The organism is Actinomadura sp. (genome assembly GCF_044508335.1).
Taxonomy (GTDB): Bacteria; Actinomycetota; Actinomycetes; order Streptosporangiales; family Streptosporangiaceae; genus Spirillospora.
The window spans coordinates 88,438-105,734 of the sequence record NZ_JBIQHY010000001.1 but is presented as its reverse complement, the minus strand read 5'-3'; the positions used below and the strand labels follow the sequence as shown (position 1 = coordinate 105,734).

Annotated in this window: 18 protein-coding genes; 7 read left to right on the top strand and 11 right to left on the bottom strand. The window is 71.9% G+C overall.

The window, feature by feature from the left end; translation table 11 throughout:
• Positions 1-16: 16 nt before the first annotated feature.
• A complete protein-coding gene (locus ACIWVC_RS00510; RefSeq protein ID WP_396445338.1) occupies positions 17-409 on the top strand; it encodes an SSI family serine proteinase inhibitor in 393 nt (130 codons plus the stop codon).
• Positions 410-483: 74 nt separating this feature from the next.
• Positions 484-807: a hypothetical protein gene (locus tag ACIWVC_RS00505; RefSeq protein ID WP_396445339.1), complete on the top strand. Its 324-nt coding sequence runs from the start codon at positions 484-486 to the stop codon at positions 805-807.
• A gap of 15 nt (positions 808-822) precedes the next feature.
• Here the strand turns inward: ACIWVC_RS00505 and ACIWVC_RS00500 are convergent, their stop codons facing one another.
• The 11 genes from ACIWVC_RS00500 to ACIWVC_RS00450 all read right to left on the bottom strand — a co-directional run bounded on the left by ACIWVC_RS00500 (position 823) and on the right by ACIWVC_RS00450 (position 13,123).
• Positions 823-1,305, bottom strand: a complete 483-nt coding sequence (locus ACIWVC_RS00500) for a nucleoside deaminase (RefSeq protein ID WP_396445340.1) — start codon at positions 1,303-1,305, stop codon at positions 823-825.
• A gap of 14 nt (positions 1,306-1,319) precedes the next feature.
• Positions 1,320-2,330 (bottom strand): LacI family DNA-binding transcriptional regulator, encoded by a 1,011-nt coding sequence (locus ACIWVC_RS00495; protein WP_396445341.1) that lies wholly within the window; start codon positions 2,328-2,330, stop codon positions 1,320-1,322.
• Between the two features lie 37 nt (positions 2,331-2,367).
• Complete coding sequence (locus ACIWVC_RS00490) at positions 2,368-3,792, bottom strand: GH1 family beta-glucosidase (RefSeq protein ID WP_396445342.1); 1,425 nt, start codon at positions 3,790-3,792, stop codon at positions 2,368-2,370.
• Positions 3,789-4,688 carry a carbohydrate ABC transporter permease gene (locus tag ACIWVC_RS00485; RefSeq protein WP_396445343.1) on the bottom strand — a complete coding sequence of 300 codons (900 nt, stop codon included), beginning with the start codon at positions 4,686-4,688 and terminating at the stop codon, positions 3,789-3,791. The genes ACIWVC_RS00490 and ACIWVC_RS00485 overlap by 4 nt, the downstream gene beginning before the upstream one ends.
• A complete protein-coding gene (locus ACIWVC_RS00480; protein ID WP_396445344.1) occupies positions 4,685-5,674 on the bottom strand; it encodes a carbohydrate ABC transporter permease in 990 nt (329 codons plus the stop codon). The genes ACIWVC_RS00485 and ACIWVC_RS00480 overlap by 4 nt, the downstream gene beginning before the upstream one ends.
• Before the next feature lie 115 nt (positions 5,675-5,789).
• On the bottom strand, positions 5,790-7,088 hold the full coding sequence (locus ACIWVC_RS00475) for an ABC transporter substrate-binding protein (RefSeq protein ID WP_396445345.1): 1,299 nt from the start codon (positions 7,086-7,088) through the stop codon (positions 5,790-5,792).
• A gap of 176 nt (positions 7,089-7,264) precedes the next feature.
• Positions 7,265-8,311, bottom strand: a complete 1,047-nt coding sequence (locus ACIWVC_RS00470) for a LacI family DNA-binding transcriptional regulator (RefSeq protein WP_396445346.1) — start codon at positions 8,309-8,311, stop codon at positions 7,265-7,267.
• Positions 8,312-8,321: 10 nt separating this feature from the next.
• Positions 8,322-9,947 carry a glycoside hydrolase family 13 protein gene (locus ACIWVC_RS00465; RefSeq protein ID WP_396445347.1) on the bottom strand — a complete coding sequence of 542 codons (1,626 nt, stop codon included), beginning with the start codon at positions 9,945-9,947 and terminating at the stop codon, positions 8,322-8,324.
• A gap of 34 nt (positions 9,948-9,981) precedes the next feature.
• The gene (locus tag ACIWVC_RS00460) at positions 9,982-10,806 is read right to left on the bottom strand and encodes a carbohydrate ABC transporter permease (protein ID WP_396445348.1); all 825 of its coding nucleotides are present in this window, start codon (positions 10,804-10,806) and stop codon (positions 9,982-9,984) included.
• Positions 10,803-11,816: a carbohydrate ABC transporter permease gene (locus ACIWVC_RS00455; protein WP_396445349.1), complete on the bottom strand. Its 1,014-nt coding sequence runs from the start codon at positions 11,814-11,816 to the stop codon at positions 10,803-10,805. The genes ACIWVC_RS00460 and ACIWVC_RS00455 overlap by 4 nt, the downstream gene beginning before the upstream one ends.
• A gap of 5 nt (positions 11,817-11,821) precedes the next feature.
• Positions 11,822-13,123 carry an ABC transporter substrate-binding protein gene (locus tag ACIWVC_RS00450; RefSeq protein WP_396445350.1) on the bottom strand — a complete coding sequence of 434 codons (1,302 nt, stop codon included), beginning with the start codon at positions 13,121-13,123 and terminating at the stop codon, positions 11,822-11,824.
• A 209-nt stretch (positions 13,124-13,332) separates the two neighbouring features.
• Between ACIWVC_RS00450 and ACIWVC_RS00445 the strand changes: the two genes are divergently transcribed.
• The 5 genes from ACIWVC_RS00445 (at position 13,333) to ACIWVC_RS00425 (ending at position 17,297) form a co-directional block, all read left to right on the top strand.
• Positions 13,333-14,034 (top strand): DNA polymerase beta superfamily protein, encoded by a 702-nt coding sequence (locus ACIWVC_RS00445; protein ID WP_396453707.1) that lies wholly within the window; start codon positions 13,333-13,335, stop codon positions 14,032-14,034.
• The gene (locus ACIWVC_RS00440) at positions 14,031-14,777 is read left to right on the top strand and encodes a DNA polymerase beta superfamily protein (protein WP_396453706.1); all 747 of its coding nucleotides are present in this window, start codon (positions 14,031-14,033) and stop codon (positions 14,775-14,777) included. The genes ACIWVC_RS00445 and ACIWVC_RS00440 overlap by 4 nt, the downstream gene beginning before the upstream one ends.
• 123 nt (positions 14,778-14,900) lie before the next feature.
• Positions 14,901-15,563: a GTP cyclohydrolase II gene (gene ribA, locus ACIWVC_RS00435; protein ID WP_396445353.1), complete on the top strand. Its 663-nt coding sequence runs from the start codon at positions 14,901-14,903 to the stop codon at positions 15,561-15,563.
• Complete coding sequence (locus ACIWVC_RS00430; protein WP_396445354.1) at positions 15,563-16,369, top strand: CDP-alcohol phosphatidyltransferase family protein; 807 nt, start codon at positions 15,563-15,565, stop codon at positions 16,367-16,369. Before ribA ends, ACIWVC_RS00430 begins: the two co-directional genes overlap by 1 nt.
• Entirely contained in the window at positions 16,326-17,297 is a 972-nt protein-coding gene (locus ACIWVC_RS00425) for a zinc-binding alcohol dehydrogenase (protein WP_396445355.1), read from the top strand. The genes ACIWVC_RS00430 and ACIWVC_RS00425 overlap by 44 nt, the downstream gene beginning before the upstream one ends.

Sequence of the window (17,297 nt, the reverse complement as noted above, 5' to 3'; positions counted from 1 at the left end):
ATCCAGGGAGGAAGACATGCACATGTCGCGTGCCCGTTTCCGGTGGGCGGCCGTGCTGGCGGGAATCGCGGTCATCGCACAGGCCGCGCCCGCGCAGGCGGACGAACCGGCCGGCGCCTACCTGCTCGTGGTGGCGCCCCAGCAGGGACCCGTCACGGTGCGCAGCCTGTACTGCGACCCGGACGCAGGGACGCTGAAGGCCGCGTCCCAAGCCTGTGACCAGCTCGAAGCCGTGGACGGCGAGGTCGGGAGGATCCCCGCGCGCACGGGGCCGTGCACGCTGGAGTACGCCCCGGTGCGCGTGAGCGCGCACGGCAGGTGGCACGGCCGCCCCAGGCACTTCGAGCGGACGTTCCCGAACCGGTGCATCGCCGTGCGCGACACCGGCGGAATCCTTTTCAGCGAGTAAACCCACGGACCGCGGGCCGCCGGAATGGGGAAAGCGGGGTGCTGTCCGGCGGCCCGCATGAAAAGGAGACGTCAATGCTCGCTTTCACCGGGCCGGACGTGCTGGTCACCTACGAGCGCACCGGCGGATTCGCCGGAATTCAGCAGCGGGTGACCGTCCGCAATTCGGGAAACGCCCTCGTCAATGGCGAGTGGGTCGCGCTGGACGACGGCGAGCTGCGCGAGCTGCGCAGCGCGCTCGACGGCATCTACACCACGAGGTCGTCCAAGGCGGGGTGCCGGGTGGCCGACCACTTCACCTACACCCTCGACTACCGCGGGCACCGGGCGACGCGGTGCTGGCTGCCGTCCGACTGGCGCGCCGCCGTCGAGCGGCTGGAGGCGCTGACCCGGAGGTGAGGGACGTCGCCGCCCTCAGGCGCAGGCGCGGGTGTGCAGGTCGCGCATGGCCGCCTCGAGGGCGGCGACCGGCCCGTCCACCGGGACGCCCGGCACGACGTCCTGGATCGGGATGGCGTTGACCGGGCCGGGCGGGACGCCCAGCCCGGCGCGCAGCTCGGCCAGCTGCCGGGACGACATGATGTACACGATGCGGCCGAGCCCGACCCAGCCGTGCGCGGCCGAGCACATCGGGCAGTGCTCCCCGGAGGTGTAGACGGTCGCCGCCGCGCGCTCCTCCGGCGCCATGTTCGCCGCCGCCCAGCGGGCGATCTCGAACTCCGGGTGCCGGGTCTGGTCGCCGCCCGCGACCCGGTTGCGGTCCTCGAACAGGACCTTCCCGGACGCGTCGACCAGCACCGACCCGAACGGCTCGTCGTTCGCGGCGAGCCCCTCGGCGGCCAGCTCGACGCAGCGGTTCAGGTGGACGAGCTCCTCGTCCGTCGGTTCGTACGCCATGAGGCGATCGTAGATCAGGCGGACTCGCGCAGTACCAGGTGGGGCTGCAGGATGACCACCGGGTCCTCGACCGTCTCGCCGCGGATCCGCGACACCAGCAGCCGCGCCATCTCCACGCCCATCTCCTCCAGCGACTGGTGGACGGTGCTGAGCGGCGGGTCGGCGAGCGGCGCGGCGGACGAGTCGTCGAACCCGATCACCGCGACGTCGTCCGGGATGCGCCTCCCGCGCCGGTGCAGGATGCGCAGCGCGCCGAACGCCATCGGGTCGCTGGCCGCGAACACCGCGTCCAGCCGCGGCTCGGCGGCCAGCAGCTTCTCCGCGGCGGCCATGCCGCTGGCCTCGCCGAAGTCGCCGTACGCGACGTACTCCGGCAGGCCCGCGTCGGCGAGCGCCTCCCGGTAGCCGGCCAGCCGGTCGAGGCCCACCCCCATGTCCTGGGGGCCCGCGATCGTCGCGATGCGCCGCCGGCCGCCCGCGATCAGGTGGCCGACGGCCTCGCGGGCCCCGCTGCGGTTGTCGACGTCGACGTAGCTGACCGGCGCCAGGCCGGGCGGGCACCCGCCGAGGACGGTCGGCACGCCGTTCGCCTCCAGCTTCGCGGGGAGCGGGTCCTCGGCGTGCAGCGAGGTGAGGAGCACCCCGTCCACGTGCTGGGTGGTGAGGTACTCCTCCAGCCGCCCGTACTCGGCGGGGGAGCGGGCCATGGCGAGCAGCAGCTGCAGCCCGGTGTCGCCGAGCCCGTTGCTGATCCCGCGGATGATCCCGGCGAAGTACGGCTCGCCGAACAGCCGCTGGTCCGACTCGGCGACGACGAGCGCGACGGTGTCGGTGCGTCGGGTGACGAGCGTGCGGGCCGCCCGGTTCGGCACGTAGCCGAGCTCCTCTATGGCCCGCAGCACCGCCTCGCGGGCCTGCGGGCTGACCCGGGGCGAGCCGTTGACCACCCGTGACACCGTGCCGCGACCGACCCCGGCGCGCGCCGCCACCTCTTCCAATGTCGGACGCGTGCTCCTGCCCGCCATCCGGCCCCCTATCTTCCGTACCGTCCGCCGACCCCGGTCAAGCCCGCCCGGGCAGCCCGCCCTGCCGGATCACTCCGGCGTACCAGCGCGCGCTGTCCTTGGGCACGCGGCGCTGCGTGGCGTAGTCGACGTGCACCAGCCCGAAACGCTTCGAATAGCCCCAAGCCCACTCGAAATTATCCAGCAGCGACCAGGTGAAGTAGCCCCGCAGCGGAACACCTTCGGAGATGGCGTCGTGGCACGCGCGCAGATGGGCGTCCAGGTACGCGATGCGCTCCGCGTCCTGGACCGTGCCGTCCCCGTCAGGTGTCTCGTCGTAGCCGGCGCCGTTCTCCGTGATGTACAGCGGGACGGACGGGTACTCGCGGTGCAGCCGGGTCAGCACCTCGTGCAGGCCGCTCTCGTCGATCTCCCAGCCCATCCCGGTGACGGGGCGGCCGGCGGGGACGAACCGGACGTGGTCGCTGCCCACCCAGGGGGAGTGCGTCGAGAACGGCGACGACGCGGTCTGCGTCGCCTCGCCGGGGGTCCCGGCGACGGTGTGCCGCGAGTAGTAGTTGATGCCCAGCTGGTCGATCGGCCGGCTGATGACGGCCAGGTCCTCGTCCGGCGGGGTGAACCCGTACCGGGACGTGTCGGCGAGGACGTCCTCGGGGTAGCGGCCGAGCAGCAGCGGGTCGAGGAACAGCCGGTTCTGCAGTCCGTCGATGCGGCGCGCCGCGTCCACGTCGGCGGGGTCGTCCGTCGCCGGGGACACCGCGTACAGGTTGACGGCGGCGCCGAACTTGTTGCCGGGGCGCCGCGCCCGCATCGCGTCGACGGCGAGGCCGTGCCCGAGCATCAGGTGGTGCGCGGCGAGCAGCGACGCGGCGGGGTCACGGCGTCCGGGCGCGTGCTCGCCGCTCGCGTAGCCGAGGAACGCCGCGCACCACGGCTCGTTCACCGTCGTCCAGTGCTGGACGCGGTCGCCGAGAGCGGCGTGCACGTGCGCCGCGTAGTCGGCGAACCGGTGCGCGGTCTCGCGCTCCGGCCAGCCGCCCTTGTCCTCCAGCGGCTGCGGGAGGTCCCAGTGGTAGAGGGTCGGCCACGGCTCGATGCCGGCCTCCAGCAGCGCGTCGACCAGCCGCCGGTAGAAGTCGAGGCCCTCGGTGTTGAAGGCCCCGGCCCCGTTCGGCTGCACCCGTGGCCAGGAGATCGAGAACCGGTACGCGGTCAGCCCGAGGTCGGCCATGAGCGCCACGTCCTCGGCGAACCGGTGGTAGTGGTCCACGGCGACGTCGCCGTTCTCGCCGTTGAGGACCTTGCCGGGCATGCGGCAGAAGGTGTCCCAGATGGACGGTCCGCGCCCGCCCTCCCCGGCGGCTCCCTCGATCTGGTAGGCGGCAGTGGCGGCCCCCCAGCGGAACCCGGTCGGGAACGGTGCGGCGGGAGCCGCGCTGGTGTCGTCCTGTAGGGAGGTCACGCCTTCACTGCACCTTCCATGATTCCGCCGATGATCTGGCGGCCGAAAATGATGAACACGACGAGCAGCGGCAGGACCGCCACGGTGGTCCCGGCGAACATGAGCGTGTAGTCCTTGAAATAGGCGTTCGCCAGATTGTTGATGGACAGCTGCACCGTCGGGTTGTCGGGAGTGAGGACCGCGAGCGGCCACATGAACTCGTTCCAGGTCTGCATGAACGTGAACAGGCCGAGCACGCCCGCGGCGGGGCGCAGGGCGGGCAGCACGACGCGCCAGTAGATGCCGAACGTGGTGCACCCGTCGACGCGGGCTGCCTCGATCAGCTCGTCCGGCACCGCCTGGTCGGCGTACTGCCGCATCATGAACACGCCGAACCCGGTGACCAGGAACGGGACGATGACCGCCTGGAGCTGGTTCTCCCAGCCCAGCTTCACCATGATCATGTACAGCGGGATGATGCCCATCTGCACCGGGATCATCATCGTCGCGATGATGGTGAGCAGCAGCGCGTTCTTGCCGCGGAAGCGCAGCTTGGCGAACGCGAAGCCGGCCAGCGAGGCGAAGAAGACCGTGGAGATCGTCACCGCGCTGGAGGCGATCATCGAGTTCAGCAGGCCCTTGGCGAAGTAGGCGTCCGGGTTGTCGAACAGCCGGCCGACGTTGCCGGCGCCGTTCCCGCCGGGCAGCATCGGCGGCGGGACGTCCGCGACCACGCTGTTGGTGCGGGTCGCGACGATGATCATCCAGTAGATCGGGAAGACCGACAGCGCGAGCGCGACGATCAGTGTCAGGTAGGTCAGCGGGCTCGCGTTCCACAGGCCGCGGAAGCGGCCGGCGGGCGCGGCGTGCTTGGGGTCGGGGCGCCGGCTCCCGGGGCCGGCCAGGAGCGTGGTCACTTTGCGCCTCCGGTGCGCCGCACGGCCAGGAAGTTGATCAGGGAGAACACGATGATCAGCACGAACAGGGCCCAGGCGACGGCGGCGCCGTAGCCGTAGCGGTCATGGCCGAACGCGTTGTCGTACATGTACATCGTGATCGTCTGGAACTGGTGCAGCGGGCCGCCGTCCATCTTGTTCGGCGTGGCGACGCTGAACAGGACGGGCTCGGTGAACAGCTGCAGCCCGCCGATCGTCGAGATGATCACCGTGAAGAGGATGGTGGGACGCAGCAGCGGCACGGTGATCTGCCAGAACTGCCGGATCCGGGACGCGCCGTCGATCGCGGCGGCCTCGTACAGGTCCCTCGGGATCGCCTGCATGGCGGCCAGGTAGATCAGCGCGTTGTAGCCGGTCCAGCGCCAGTCGACCATGATCGCGATGGCGGCCCAGGACCAGCCGCGGCTGCTCGACCACTCGATCGGGTCGACGCCGAACAGCCCGATCGCCCAGTTGATCAGGCCCCAGTTCGTGTCGAACATCTGGGTGAACACGATGGCGACGGCGGCGGTCGAGGTGACCAGCGGGGCGACCATCCCGATCCGGAACATAGTCGGCAGCCGCATCCGCCGGTTCAGCGCGTTGGCGACGAACAGCGCGATGAGCAGCTGCGGGACGGTCGAGATGACGAAGATTCCGAGGGTGTTGACCGTGGCGTGCCAGAAGCCCTCGTCGGTCAGCAGGTAGTCGAAGTTGTCGAGCCCGATGAACTTGCGGGTCCCGGACGCCAGCTCCCACTGGTGCAGGGAGACCCAGAGCGTGTAGACGAGGGGGAACGCGCCGAAGATCAGGAAGACGATGTAGAACGGTGAGATGAAGGCGTAGGGGGCGCCTTTCACATCGAGCCGCGCCAGGCGGGCCCGCCAGGTGCGGCGGGGGGCCCGGTGGGTCTGCGCCGAAGTGGGTTGCGGCGGACCGTTCCGGCTGGGGCGCAGATCGGTGGTCATCGTCGTGCGCCTCCTTTCCGAGGACGGGGCGGGGCGGGCAGAAGCGGGTACGGCGGCGGCGCCGGCGGGGAGGTAGCGGCGCGGCGCCGCCGCCGTGGTCACATGTCCGGGGCGGTTACCGGGCGGCCCGCTCCGCTTCCTTGACGGACCGCTCCCAGGCGTCCTCCGGCTTCACCCTGCCCTGGCCGACGGACGTCAGCACGTTCTCCACCGCCGCACGCACGGCCTCGTTCTTCGGGCCGAGGTAGACGGGCTTCACGCTCGCCACCAGGCTGCCGAAGATCTGGCCGACCGGGGCGTTGTTGAAGTACTCGTTCTTCGCGCCCGCGACCGCCGGGTCCTGCGCGGCCTGCGGCGAGGACGGGAAGACGTTCGCCTCCTTGAACGCACCGACCTGGCCCTCGGGGGAGGTCAGGAACTTGACCAGCTCCGCGGCGGCCTTCTGGTGCTTGGACTGCTTGGGCACGGCCAGCCAGGAGCCGCCCCAGTAACCGGCGCCGCCGGGCGTGGTCGCGACGTCCCACTTGCCCTTGCCGTAGTCGCCGGAGAAGTCCTTGATGCCGCCGAGCATCCAGGACGGGCACGGCACGGTCGCGAACGTGTCGCGCTTGAGCGCCGTCTGCCACGGCGGCGTGAAGATCGACAGGTCGGCGGTGAGCTTGTTCTGCTCGAACTTCAGCGTCGTGTCGAACGCCTTCTTCACGGCCGGGTTGCTGTCGAAGACCAGGTTGTTCTGCCTGTCGAAGTAGCTGTAGCCGGGACCGGCGCCGGCCTCCTGCAGGACGGTGGCGCGGAGGATGGCGGGGGCGCCGTCCATCCACTTGGTCTTCGGCACCTTCTCCTGGAACTTCTGGCCGGTGGCGAGGAAGTCGTCCCACGTCGTCCAGAGCTGGCTGACCTTCTCGCGGTCGGTCGGCAGGCCGGCCTTCTTGAACAGGTCCTTGCGGTAGCAGATGGCGAGCGGACCGACGTCCGTGCCGAGCCCGACCAGCTGCTTGCCGTCCTGCGTCACGCCCATCTTCCACTTCCACGGCAGGAAGTTCTTCTCGAGGTCCCGGGCGCCGTAGTCGAACAGGTTGACGAACTTGTTCGCCTGCTGCATGTAGAGCGGCAGGATGCCCTCTTCCAGCATGACGACGTCGCCCGCGCCGCTGCCCGTGGCCATCCACTGCTGGATGCGCGGCATGAACGCGTCCAGGTTGTCGACCTTGCGCTGCTTGATCTTGACGTTGGGGTGGGACTGTTCGTACTGCTTGTAGAGCGCGTCGTAGCCGGGCGCGCCGAAGACGTCGACGGTGAGCTCGACCGGCCCGCTGTCGGAGTCTCCCTTGCTGTCGTCGCCGTCGCCGCCGCACGCGACGGCGAGGCTGCCGACGAGTACGGCCGCCATCGCCGTACTCAGTCCGCGCCGCATGATGGCCCTCATGGCGGACCCCTCTCAGGTTGTGTCTTGCACCGGTGTGGGAGCGCTCCCACGAAGGAAAGACCGTGACAGGGCTCACTGTCAATGCGCCGAAACCTAACCGTTACAACAACCTGGCCGCGGAGGCAGGATGGTCAGGCCCGTTCCGACACCGGGTAACCCCGGGGTCAGCCCTTTTCGGCCGGGGTCAGCCGGGCCGCCGCCGGAGCCGGCGCGGTGGACCGCCGGACCACGAGTTCCGGCCGGTAGAGCAGCTCCGTGCGGGGCGCGCGGGCGCCGCGGATCTCGTCCAGGACGGTGCTCACCGCGGCCATCGACATCTCCCGCACCGACTGCCGGATCGTGGTCAGCGGCGGGTCGAGGTAGGCGGTCAGGAGCGAGTCGTCCATGCCGGTCACGGACACGTCCCCGGGCACCTGGAGGCCGCGCGCCCGCGCCGCCCGGATCGCGCCGAGCGCCATGATGTCGTTGCCGCCGCAGATCGCCGTGCACCCCGCGTCGAGCAGCTTCGCCGCCGCGGCCTGCCCGCCCTCGACCGTGTACATGGTGTTGACGATCAGCTCGTCCACCTCGTCCGGCGCGAGGTCGGTGTGCGCCGCCATGGCGCGCCGGAACCCCTCGGTCTTGCGCCGCGTCGGCACGTACACGTCCTGCCCGATCGCCAGCCCGATCCGCCGGTGGCCCATTGCGGCCAGATGCGCGACGACCGCCTCCAGCGACGCCACGTCGTCGTTGGAGATGAACGGCGCGTCGATGTCGGGCCGGTAGCCGTTCACGAGGACGATCGGCAGCGCCTGCTCCAGCAGCCGCACGTACCGGGCCCGGTCGGAGTTGGCGTTGGCGTGCAGCCCGTTGACGAAGATGATCCCCGCGACGCCGCGCTCCAGCAGCATCTCGATGTAGTCGTCCTCGGCGACGCCGCCCGGCGACTGCGAGCACAGCACCGCCATGTACCCGTGCCGGGCCAGCGCGCTCTCGATGACCTCGGCGAACGCCGGGAAGATCGGGTTGGTCAGCTCCGGGATGATCAGCCCGATCAGCCCGGCCCGCCGCTGCCGCAGCCGGGCCGGGCGCTCGTAGCCGAGCACGTCCAGCGCCGTCAGCACCGCCTGGCGCGTGGTCGGGGACACGCCCGGCTTGCCGTTGAGCACGCGGCTCACGGTCGCCTCGCTCACCCCGGCATGCGCCGCGATGTCCGCCAGGCGCGTCGTCATGGGTTTCAAACTATCCCTCCTCGACGTCCCACCACAGAGCGGCGTCCGGGGGCAGCTCGGCGTGCCCGCCGCTCACGTGGACCGGTCCGCTCGCGAGGAGCGGGGCTCCGCGCAGGGGGACCCGGGCCGTGCGGCCGCCGGTGTTCACCGCGCACGCGAGCCGCCTCCCCCCGTTCTCCCGGACGAAGACAAGTGTGCCGGGTGGACCCGCCCGCCAGTGCAGATCGCCGTCGCCGAGGGCCGGATGCTCGCGGCGGACGCGCAGCGCCTCGCGGTAGAGGGCCAGCATGGAGTCCGGGTCGGCGGTCTGCGCGGCGACGGTCAGGTCGCGCCAGGCGGTGGGCATCGGGAGCCAGGGCGCGGCGCCCGCGCCGAAGCCGAACGGCGGCTCCTCGCCCTCCCACGGCAGCGGGACGCGGCAGCCGTCGCGGCCGGCGCCCTCGCCGCGCAGCCGCTGCGGGTCCTGCTGGAACTCCTCCGGCAGGTCGAGCACCTCCGGCAGGCCCAGCTCCTCGCCCTGGTACAGGTAGGCCGAGCCGGGCAGCGCGAGCGTCAGCAGCGCCGCCGCGCGGGCGCGCCGCAGGCCGGTCTCGCCGTCGCCGTACCGGGTGACGTGCCGTTTCACGTCGTGGTTGGACAGCACCCAGGTCGCGGGCGCGCCGACCGCGCCGGCGGTGCGCAGCGACTCGTCGATCACCGCGCGCAGCCCGCCGGCGTCCCACGGCGCGGTCAGGTAGTGGAAGTTGAACGCCTGGTGCAGCTCGTCCGGGCGGGTGTACCGGGCGAGCCGCTGCGGCGTGGGCGCCCACGCCTCGGCGACGGCGATCCGCTCGCCGCCGTAGGAGTCGAGCAGGCGCCGCCACTCGCGGTGGATGTCGTGGACGGCGTCCTGGTCGAAGTAGGGCAGGACGGCCGTGCCGAGCATCTCGACCTGGCCGGCGCGGCCGACGTCCGGCAGCCCCGGGGCCTTGGCCATGCCGTGGGCGACGTCGACGCGGAAGCCGTCCACGCCGAGGTCGAGCCAGAACTTCAGGATGTCCGCGAACTCGGCGCGGACCTCGGGGTTCTCCCAGTTCAGGTCGGGCTGCTCGGGTGCGAACAGGTGCAGGTACCACTGGCCGTCCGGCAGCCGGGTCCAGGCGGGGCCGCCGAACACCGACTCCCAGTCGTTGGGGGGCCGCGCGCCGTCCGGGCCCCGCCCGTCCCGGAAGATGTAGCGGGCGCGCTCGGCGGAGCCGGGCGGCGCGGCGAGCGCGGCCCGGAACCAGGCGTGCCGGTCGGACGTGTGGTTCGGCACGACGTCCACGATGATCCGCAGGCCGTGGGCGTGCGCGTCCTCGATCAGGCCGCGGGCGTCGGCGAGCGTGCCGAACAGCGGGTCGACGTCGCGGTAGTCGGCCACGTCGTAGCCGAAGTCGGCCATCGGGGAGACGTAGAACGGGGTCAGCCAGAGCGCGTCCACGCCGAGGCCGGCGAGGTAGGGCAGCCGGGACCGGACGCCGGGCAGGTCGCCGACGCCGTCGCCGTCGGAGTCGGCGAAGCTGCGCACGTACACCTGGTAGATGACGGCGTCGCGCCACCATCGGGTGCCCCCCTCCCGGCGGGAGGCGCGGGCGAGCAGGGTGTCCTGGGTCATGAACGTCCTTCGAATCGGGAGCCGTCTGCGTGCTTCACTTGACGCCGCCGGCGGTGAGGCCGGCGACGATCCGGCGCTGGAAGACCAGCACCACGACGATGAGCGGGACGGTCACGATCACCCCGGCCGCCATCTGGGTGCCGAACGGCTGGTCGAACCCGGAGACGCCGGTGAACTTGGAGATCGCGACCGTGGCGGTCTGCATCTCCTTCTTGTTGACCATGGACAGCGCGATGAGGAACTCGTTCCACGCGGCGATGAAGGTCAGGATCGCCGTCGTGAACACCCCGGGCGCCGCGAGCGGGACGATGATCTTGCGGAACGCCTGGCCGCGGGTGCAGCCGTCCACCATCGCCGCCTGCTCCAGCTCGAACGGGAGCTGCCGGAAGAACGCGGTGAGCAGCCACACCGACAGCGGCAGCGCGAACCCGAGGCTGGGCAGCACCATCGCCTGGTAGGTGTTGATCCACCCGATGTCCGTGAAAAGTTTCAGCAAGGGAACAAGCTGCGAGATTCCCGGGAACATGGTGGTCGCGATGATCAGTCCGAGCACCGCGTTCTTGCCCCGGAAGTCCAGCCTGGCCAGCGCGTACGCGGTGAACGTGCCGATCAGCAGGGTCAGCGCGGTCGTGCCGCCGGCCACGATGAGGCTGTTCAGCAGCGCGCGGCCGAACCCGTTGCCGCCGGAGAAGACCGCGGAGAAGTTCTCCAACGACCACCGCGCCGGGACGATCGAGTTGTCGAACTGGTCCTGCGGGCGCCGGAACGCCGAGATCGCCATCCAGTAGAACGGCGCCAGGCAGTACACCGTCACCGCGGCGAACCCGAGGTAGGGCAGCAGCCGCTTCGTCCGTGTCATGCCGCCTTCTTCCGCGCGCGCCTCGACCGCCGGCTCGACTGCCGGCTCGACCGCCGGCGGGCCTCGCCGATGATGTCGGCGCCGAGCAGTTTCACGAACAGGTACGCGATCAGCGCGATGTACAGGAACAGCACGGTCGCGTACGCGGCCGCCGACCCGTACCGCAGGTTGGACGCCTCGAACCAGGCGATCATCGTCAGCGTCTCCACCGACTTCTGGTTGACGCCGATCAGCACGGCGGGCAGGTCGAACATGCGCAGGACGTCCAGCATGCGGAACAGCACCGCGACCAGCAGAGCGGGCTTGACCAGCGGCAGCGTGATCCGGAAGAACTGCTGGACGGGCCCGGCGCCGTCGACCCGCGCCGCCTCGTAGACGTCCCGGGGGATCATCTGCAGCCCGGCGAGGACGAGCAGCCCGATGAACGGGGAGGTCTTCCACACCTCGGCGACGACGACGGCCATCTTGGCGGGGAACCCGTCGGCGGTCCACAGGATCTGCTGCCGCAGCACCGCGTTCGCGGCGCCGTCCGCCTGGAAGATCCACCGCCACAGCAGCCCGGAGATCGCGGTCGGGATCGCCCACGGGACGAGGATGCCGGCGCGCACGATCGCCCGCCCCCGGAACGCCTGGTGCATGATCAGCGCCATCGCGACGCCGATCAGCGTCTCCAGCACCACGGTCGTCAGCGTGAAGAACGTGGTGTTGGAGAAGGCGTTCCAGAACGCGTCGGCGCGGTCGCCCCGGAAGATCGCGGTGTAGTTGTCCAGGCCGACGAACCGGTCGCCCTCCACGACGAACCCCTGCGCGTCCAGGCCCTCGCCGCGCGCGTACAGCGACTCGCGGAACCCGGCGAGGACGGGGTAGCCGATGACCAGGGCGAGCACGAGCAGCGTGGGGGACAGCAGCAGCGCCGCGAGCCGCCTCGTCCCCTGCGCGTCGCGGCCGCGCCGGCGGGGCGCGTCCGCCGCGGGGGCGCCCGCGGCGGACGGCGTCTCGATCGCGGTCATGCCGCTCACTGCGCGGTCAGCGGCCGAAGCTTGGCCTGCAGGTCGGAAAGGGCCTGGTCGACGGGCTTCTTGCCGGTCACCGCGTCGTACATCTCGCCCTGGATCGCGGCGGTCACGTCGCCGTACTTCACCGCGACGGGCCGCGGCTCGGCGTTCGTGATGGCCTTCTTCAGCACCGGCAGGTACGGGAACTTCTTCACCATCTCGGGGTCGTCGTAGAGCGCGGCGATCGTCGGGGCCTGGGAGGTGGCGAGCAGGTTGTCGCGCTGCGCCTGCTCACCGGTCAGGTACCGGATGAAGTCGAGCGAGGTCGCCTTGTTCTCGGCGAACGCGGAGATCGCGAGGTTGTGCCCGCCGAGGTTGGAGACGCCGGGGCCGTCCGGGCCGGGCAGCGGCGCGACGGCGAACTTGCCCGCCACCTTGGACGAGCCGTCGTCGGAGTTGGCGAGCGCGTACTGGTAGGGCCACTGCCGCTGGAACACGAGCTTGCCGGACTGGAAGTAGCGGCGCCCGCCCTCGGTGTCGAGGGTGACGGCCTCCTTCGGCATGTGCTCCTTCTTGGCCTTCACGAGGAACTCGACGCCCTGCTTCGCCTGCGGGGTGTTCAGCGCCGGCCGGCCGTCCTCGCCGATGATCGAGCCGCCGGCGCTGCCGATCGCCTCGACCGCGCTGATCGTCATGCTCTCGGTCTTGTTGACCTCGGTGAAGAAGCAGTCGATGTCCTTGGCCCCGGGCAGCTTCCGGACCTTGGCGCAGTCGTCCCACATCTCGTCGTAGGTCTTGGGCGGCTCGGCGATCCCGGCCTTCTTGAGGAGGTCCTCGCGGTAGTAGAGCATCCCGGCGTCGGACGTGGACGGCACCGCGTACAGCCGGCCGCGGTACTGCCCGGTGGTGATCGTCGCCGGCAGCATCTTCGACAGGTCGATCCTGTCCTTGGGCAGCTCGGTCAGCCAGCGGTTCGCGGCGAACTCGGCGGTCCACACGACGTCGAGGTTCAGCACCGAGTAGGCGTCCGACTTGGTCGTGGCGTTCTGGATCATCTGCTGCCGCTGGTCGTTCGGCTCGTCCGGCAGCTCGATGACGCGGACCTGCTCCTTCGGGTGCTCGGAGTTCCAGGCGTCCACCTGCTTCTGCAGGTTGCCCGAGCGGTCCTTGCCGGTGACGAAGGTGATGGGGCCGCGGCCGTCCAGCGCCGCCGCGCCCGCGCCGCCCGCGGAGCCGCCGCCGTCATCGCCGCCGCACGCCGAGAGCGACAGCGCGAGGGCGGCGCACACGACCGTGCCGCCGATGAGGGGGATGCGCCGCATGGTGTCCTCCTTCGCGGGAGGGCCCTCGCCGGGGCCGCCGTCCCGCAGGTCCGTACTGGGGGTGACTGGACGGGGACGTTAGCAACGGGTTGCAGCCTCGTAAATGCCTTGCAGAAACTTTCTGCAAGGCTGTGGCCGATCTGTAACCGACTTGCAGCGGCCGGACAATCCGGTCGACGCGCCCGGAGACCCTGCGCCAGGCTTCACCCGTGACGATCTCCGACCACGGCGCCGGGCTCGACCTCGTCCGCGACCACACGATCCTGTCGGTGGTGACCGGGTCGCGAGCCTACGGGCTGGCGACCGATGCCAGCGACATCGACCGCCGCGGCGTCTATGCGGCCCCTGCCCCGCTGTTCTGGCGTTTCACCAAGCCGCCGGCCCATGTGGACGGCCCGCTGCCCGAGCAGTCCTCCTGGGAGCTGGAGCGGTTCTGCGCGCTGGCCCTCGGCGCGAACCCCACCGTCCTGGAGTGCCTGTGGTCGCCGCTGGTCGAGAAGGCGACCCCGGCAGGCGAGGAGCTGCTGGCCGTCCGGTCCGCCTTCCTGTCCCGGCACGCGCACCGCACGTTCCTCCGCTACGCCGAGGCGCAGTTCCGCAAGCTGGAAGGCGACTTGCGCAACGGCGGCGCGCCGCGCTGGAAGCACGTCATGCACATGCTGCGGCTGCTGGTGAGCGGCCTGCACCTCGTCCGGCACGGGGAGCCGCGGGTGGACGTCGGCGACCTGCGCGACCGCCTCCTCGCCGTCCGCCGGGGCGAGGTCGCCTGGGACGAGATCGAGACCTGGCGCGCCTCGCTCACCGCCGACCTGGACGGGGCCGTTGCGCGCAGCCCGCTCCCGCCCGAACCCGACCGGGCCGCGGTCGAGGATCTCCTCGTCTCCATCCGCCGCAGGAGCGTGAACCGGTGAGACTCCCCGAGGGCATGCTGGCCCGCTTCGCCGCCGACCATCCCTGGCCCCGCGCGTTCCTCACCGTCAGCGGCGCGCACCTGTACGGCTTCCCGTCCGAGGACTCCGACATCGACCTGCGCGGCGTCCACCTGCTGCCGCTGGAGGAGATCGTCGGCCTGGAGACGGGCGAGGAGACGGTCACGCTGATGTGGGACCACGGCGGCGTGGAGGCCGACGCGGTCACCCACGACCTCGCCAAGTTCTGCACGCTGCTGCTGAGGCGCAACGGGTACGTCCTGGAGCAGGTCATGTCGCCGCTGGTCGTGGCCACCTCGGAGGTGCACGACGAGCTGAAGGCGCTCGTGCCGGGGCTGGTGACGTCGAACCACGCGCACCACTACCTGGGGTTCGCGCGGTCGCAGTGGACGCTGTTCGAGAGGTCGCGCGAGCTGAAGCCGCTGCTCTACACGTTCCGGGTGCTGCTGACCGGGATCCACCTGATGCGGACCGGCGAGGTCGAGGCCGGCCTGACCCGCCTCGCCGGCGGCGGCCCGCCGTATCTGCCGGAGCTGATCGAGGCGAAGCGGGCGGCCGAGCACGGCGGCCTCCCGGACGGCGCTCCCGGCCTGCCCCGCCTGCGGGACGACGTCGCCGCGCTCACCGCCCGGCTGGAGGACGAGCGCGGCCGCAGCTGCCTGCCCGAGTTCCCCGCGGACCGCCGCGCCCTCCACGACTTGGTGGTTCGCGCGCGCCTAGGCTGAACCCTGCGGCGCCTCCCCTGCGTGCCACCGGTAGTACGGACCGTTTTGGACGCAACCACCCGGTGCGTTCGCCACGTACCAGTCAGTACGTACCAGGTGATCGCGGACCGAGGAAGGGGAGCGATGCGCGAGCAGGGCATCGATCGCAATGACATCGCGGAGGCGGATCTGCGGACGAGGCGCGGGGTGTTCCGCGCCGTCGCGTTCCGCGACCCGGTCGACGGGCACGAGCACATGGCGCTGGTGCGCGGCGACGTCGGGGAGCGGGGGGACGTGCTCGTCCGGATGCACTCCGAGTGCATGACCGGCGACATCTTCGGCGCGACCCGCTGCGAGTGCGGGGACCAGCTCGGCGCGGCGCTGGACGCGATCGTCCGCGAGGGCGCCGGCGTCCTGGTCTACCTGCGCGGGCACGAGGGGCGCGGGATCGGCCTCGTCGCGAAGGTGCGCACCCACATCCTGCAGGACGACCAGGGCCTCGACACCGTCGACTCCGCGACCGCCATCGGGCTGCCGGTGGACGTCCGCGACTACGGCCCGGCCGCGCGGATCCTGCGGCACCTCGGCGTCCGGTCGGTGCGGCTGATGTCGAACAACCCGGACAAGGTCCGGGCCCTGGAGTCCTACGGGGTGGTCGTCGCGGCGCGGGTGCCGCTGCTCGTCCCCGTCAGCGACGACAACATCCGCTACCTCACCGCCAAGCGCGACCGCCTCGGCCACGACCTGCCCCAGCTGGACGCCGCCGCCGCAGTCCTCGGTGAGGCGCCGGTCAGCGAGGTGCGCTGATGACCCGGCCGATGACGCTGACGCGGCCCGCGCTCCAGGCGCACGTGCCGCTGCCGCGCCGGCCCCGGCTGACCCGCGGCCCCGAGCTGGGTCTCGCGGTGGCGGCGCAGCTCGCGCTGCTGGCGGTGCTTCGTCCCGGCCACGCGGGCCTGGCCGTGGGCGTCGGATACGCGCTGGCGTCGTGGGCGGTCCTCGCCCGTGCGTTCCGCGGCAGGCGCGCGCTCGGACCGGCCGACCACGTGACGCTGGCCCGGGTCGTGCTCACCGGAGGTGTCGCGGCGCTGGTCGCGGGGCATCTCGCCGGTGCGGGGCACACCGCGGCGCTGGTCGCGGTCGCGTCGGCCGCGCTCGTCCTGGACGGGGTCGACGGGCAGGTCGCCCGCCGCACCGGGACGGTGTCCAAGCTCGGCGCGCGGTTCGACATGGAGGCCGACGCGCTCCTCGTGCTGGTGCTGAGCGTCGAGGTCGCGTGGACGGCGGGGGCCTGGGTGCTGGCGATCGGCGCCATGCGGTACGCGTTCGGCGCGGCGGCCTGGGCGGCGCCGTGGCTGCGCGCGGACCTGCGCCCGAGCGTCGCGCGCAAGGCCGTCGCGGTGGTGCAGGGCGTGGTGCTCGTCGTGGCCGCGTCGGGCCTCGTCCCGTACGCGGGCCTGCTGGTGGCGGCGGCGCTCGCGCTGCTGGTGTGGTCGTTCGGCCGGGACGTGCGGTGGCTGTTCGCGCGGCGCGACCGGCGCGGGGACGCGGTTCGGGGGAGGGGCACGGATGGAGCGCGACGCGCGCGCCTTCTGGATCCGGTCGCCCGGTAAGGGGGAGATCCGCGATCTCGTCCTGCCGGAGCCGGGGCCCGGCGAGGCGGTCGTCCGCACGCTGTACTCGGGCGTGAGCCGCGGCACGGAGGCGATCGTGTTCCGCGGCGGCGTCCCGCCGAACCAGCACGCGATCATGCGGGCGCCGTTCCAGGACGGGACGTTCCCGGGCCCGGTCAAGTACGGGTACCTGAACGTCGGCGTGGTCGAGCAGGGCCCGCCCGAGCTGGCCGGGCGCACGGTGTTCTGCCTGTACCCGCACCAGACCCGGTACGTGGTGCCGGCGAGCGCGGTCAGCGTCGTCCCGGACGACGTGCCGCCGGGCCGCGCCGTCCTCGCCGGGACCGTGGAGACCGCGGTCAACGCGCTGTGGGACGCGGCGCCGCTGGTCGGCGACCGCATCGCCGTGGTGGGCGCCGGGATGGTCGGCTGCTCGGTCGCCGGGGTCCTCGCGGGGTTCCCGGGCGGCCGCGTCCAGCTGGTCGACACCGACCCGTCCCGGGCGGCCGTCGCGGAGGCGCTCGGCGTGGAGTTCGCCCCGCCGGAGCGGGCGGCGGGCGGCTGCGACCTGGTCGTGCACGCGAGCGCGACCGAGGCGGGGCTGGCGCGGTCGCTGGAGCTGCTCGCGCCGGAGGGGCAGGTCGTCGAGCTGAGCTGGTACGGCGACCGGCGGGTCGGTGTCCCGCTGGGGGAGTTCTTCCACTCGCGGCGGCTCACGATCCGGGGCAGCCAGGTCGGCGCGGTGCCGCCGTCCCGCCGGGCGGGCCGGACGTTCGCCGACCGGCTCGCGCTGGCGCTGCGGCTCCTCGCGAACCCCGCCTTCGACTCGCTCATCACCGGGGAGAGCCCGTTCGCCGAGCTGCCGGAGCTGATGCCGCGGCTGGCGGGCGGGGAGCTCCCCGCGCTCTGCCATCGGATCGTCTACTGA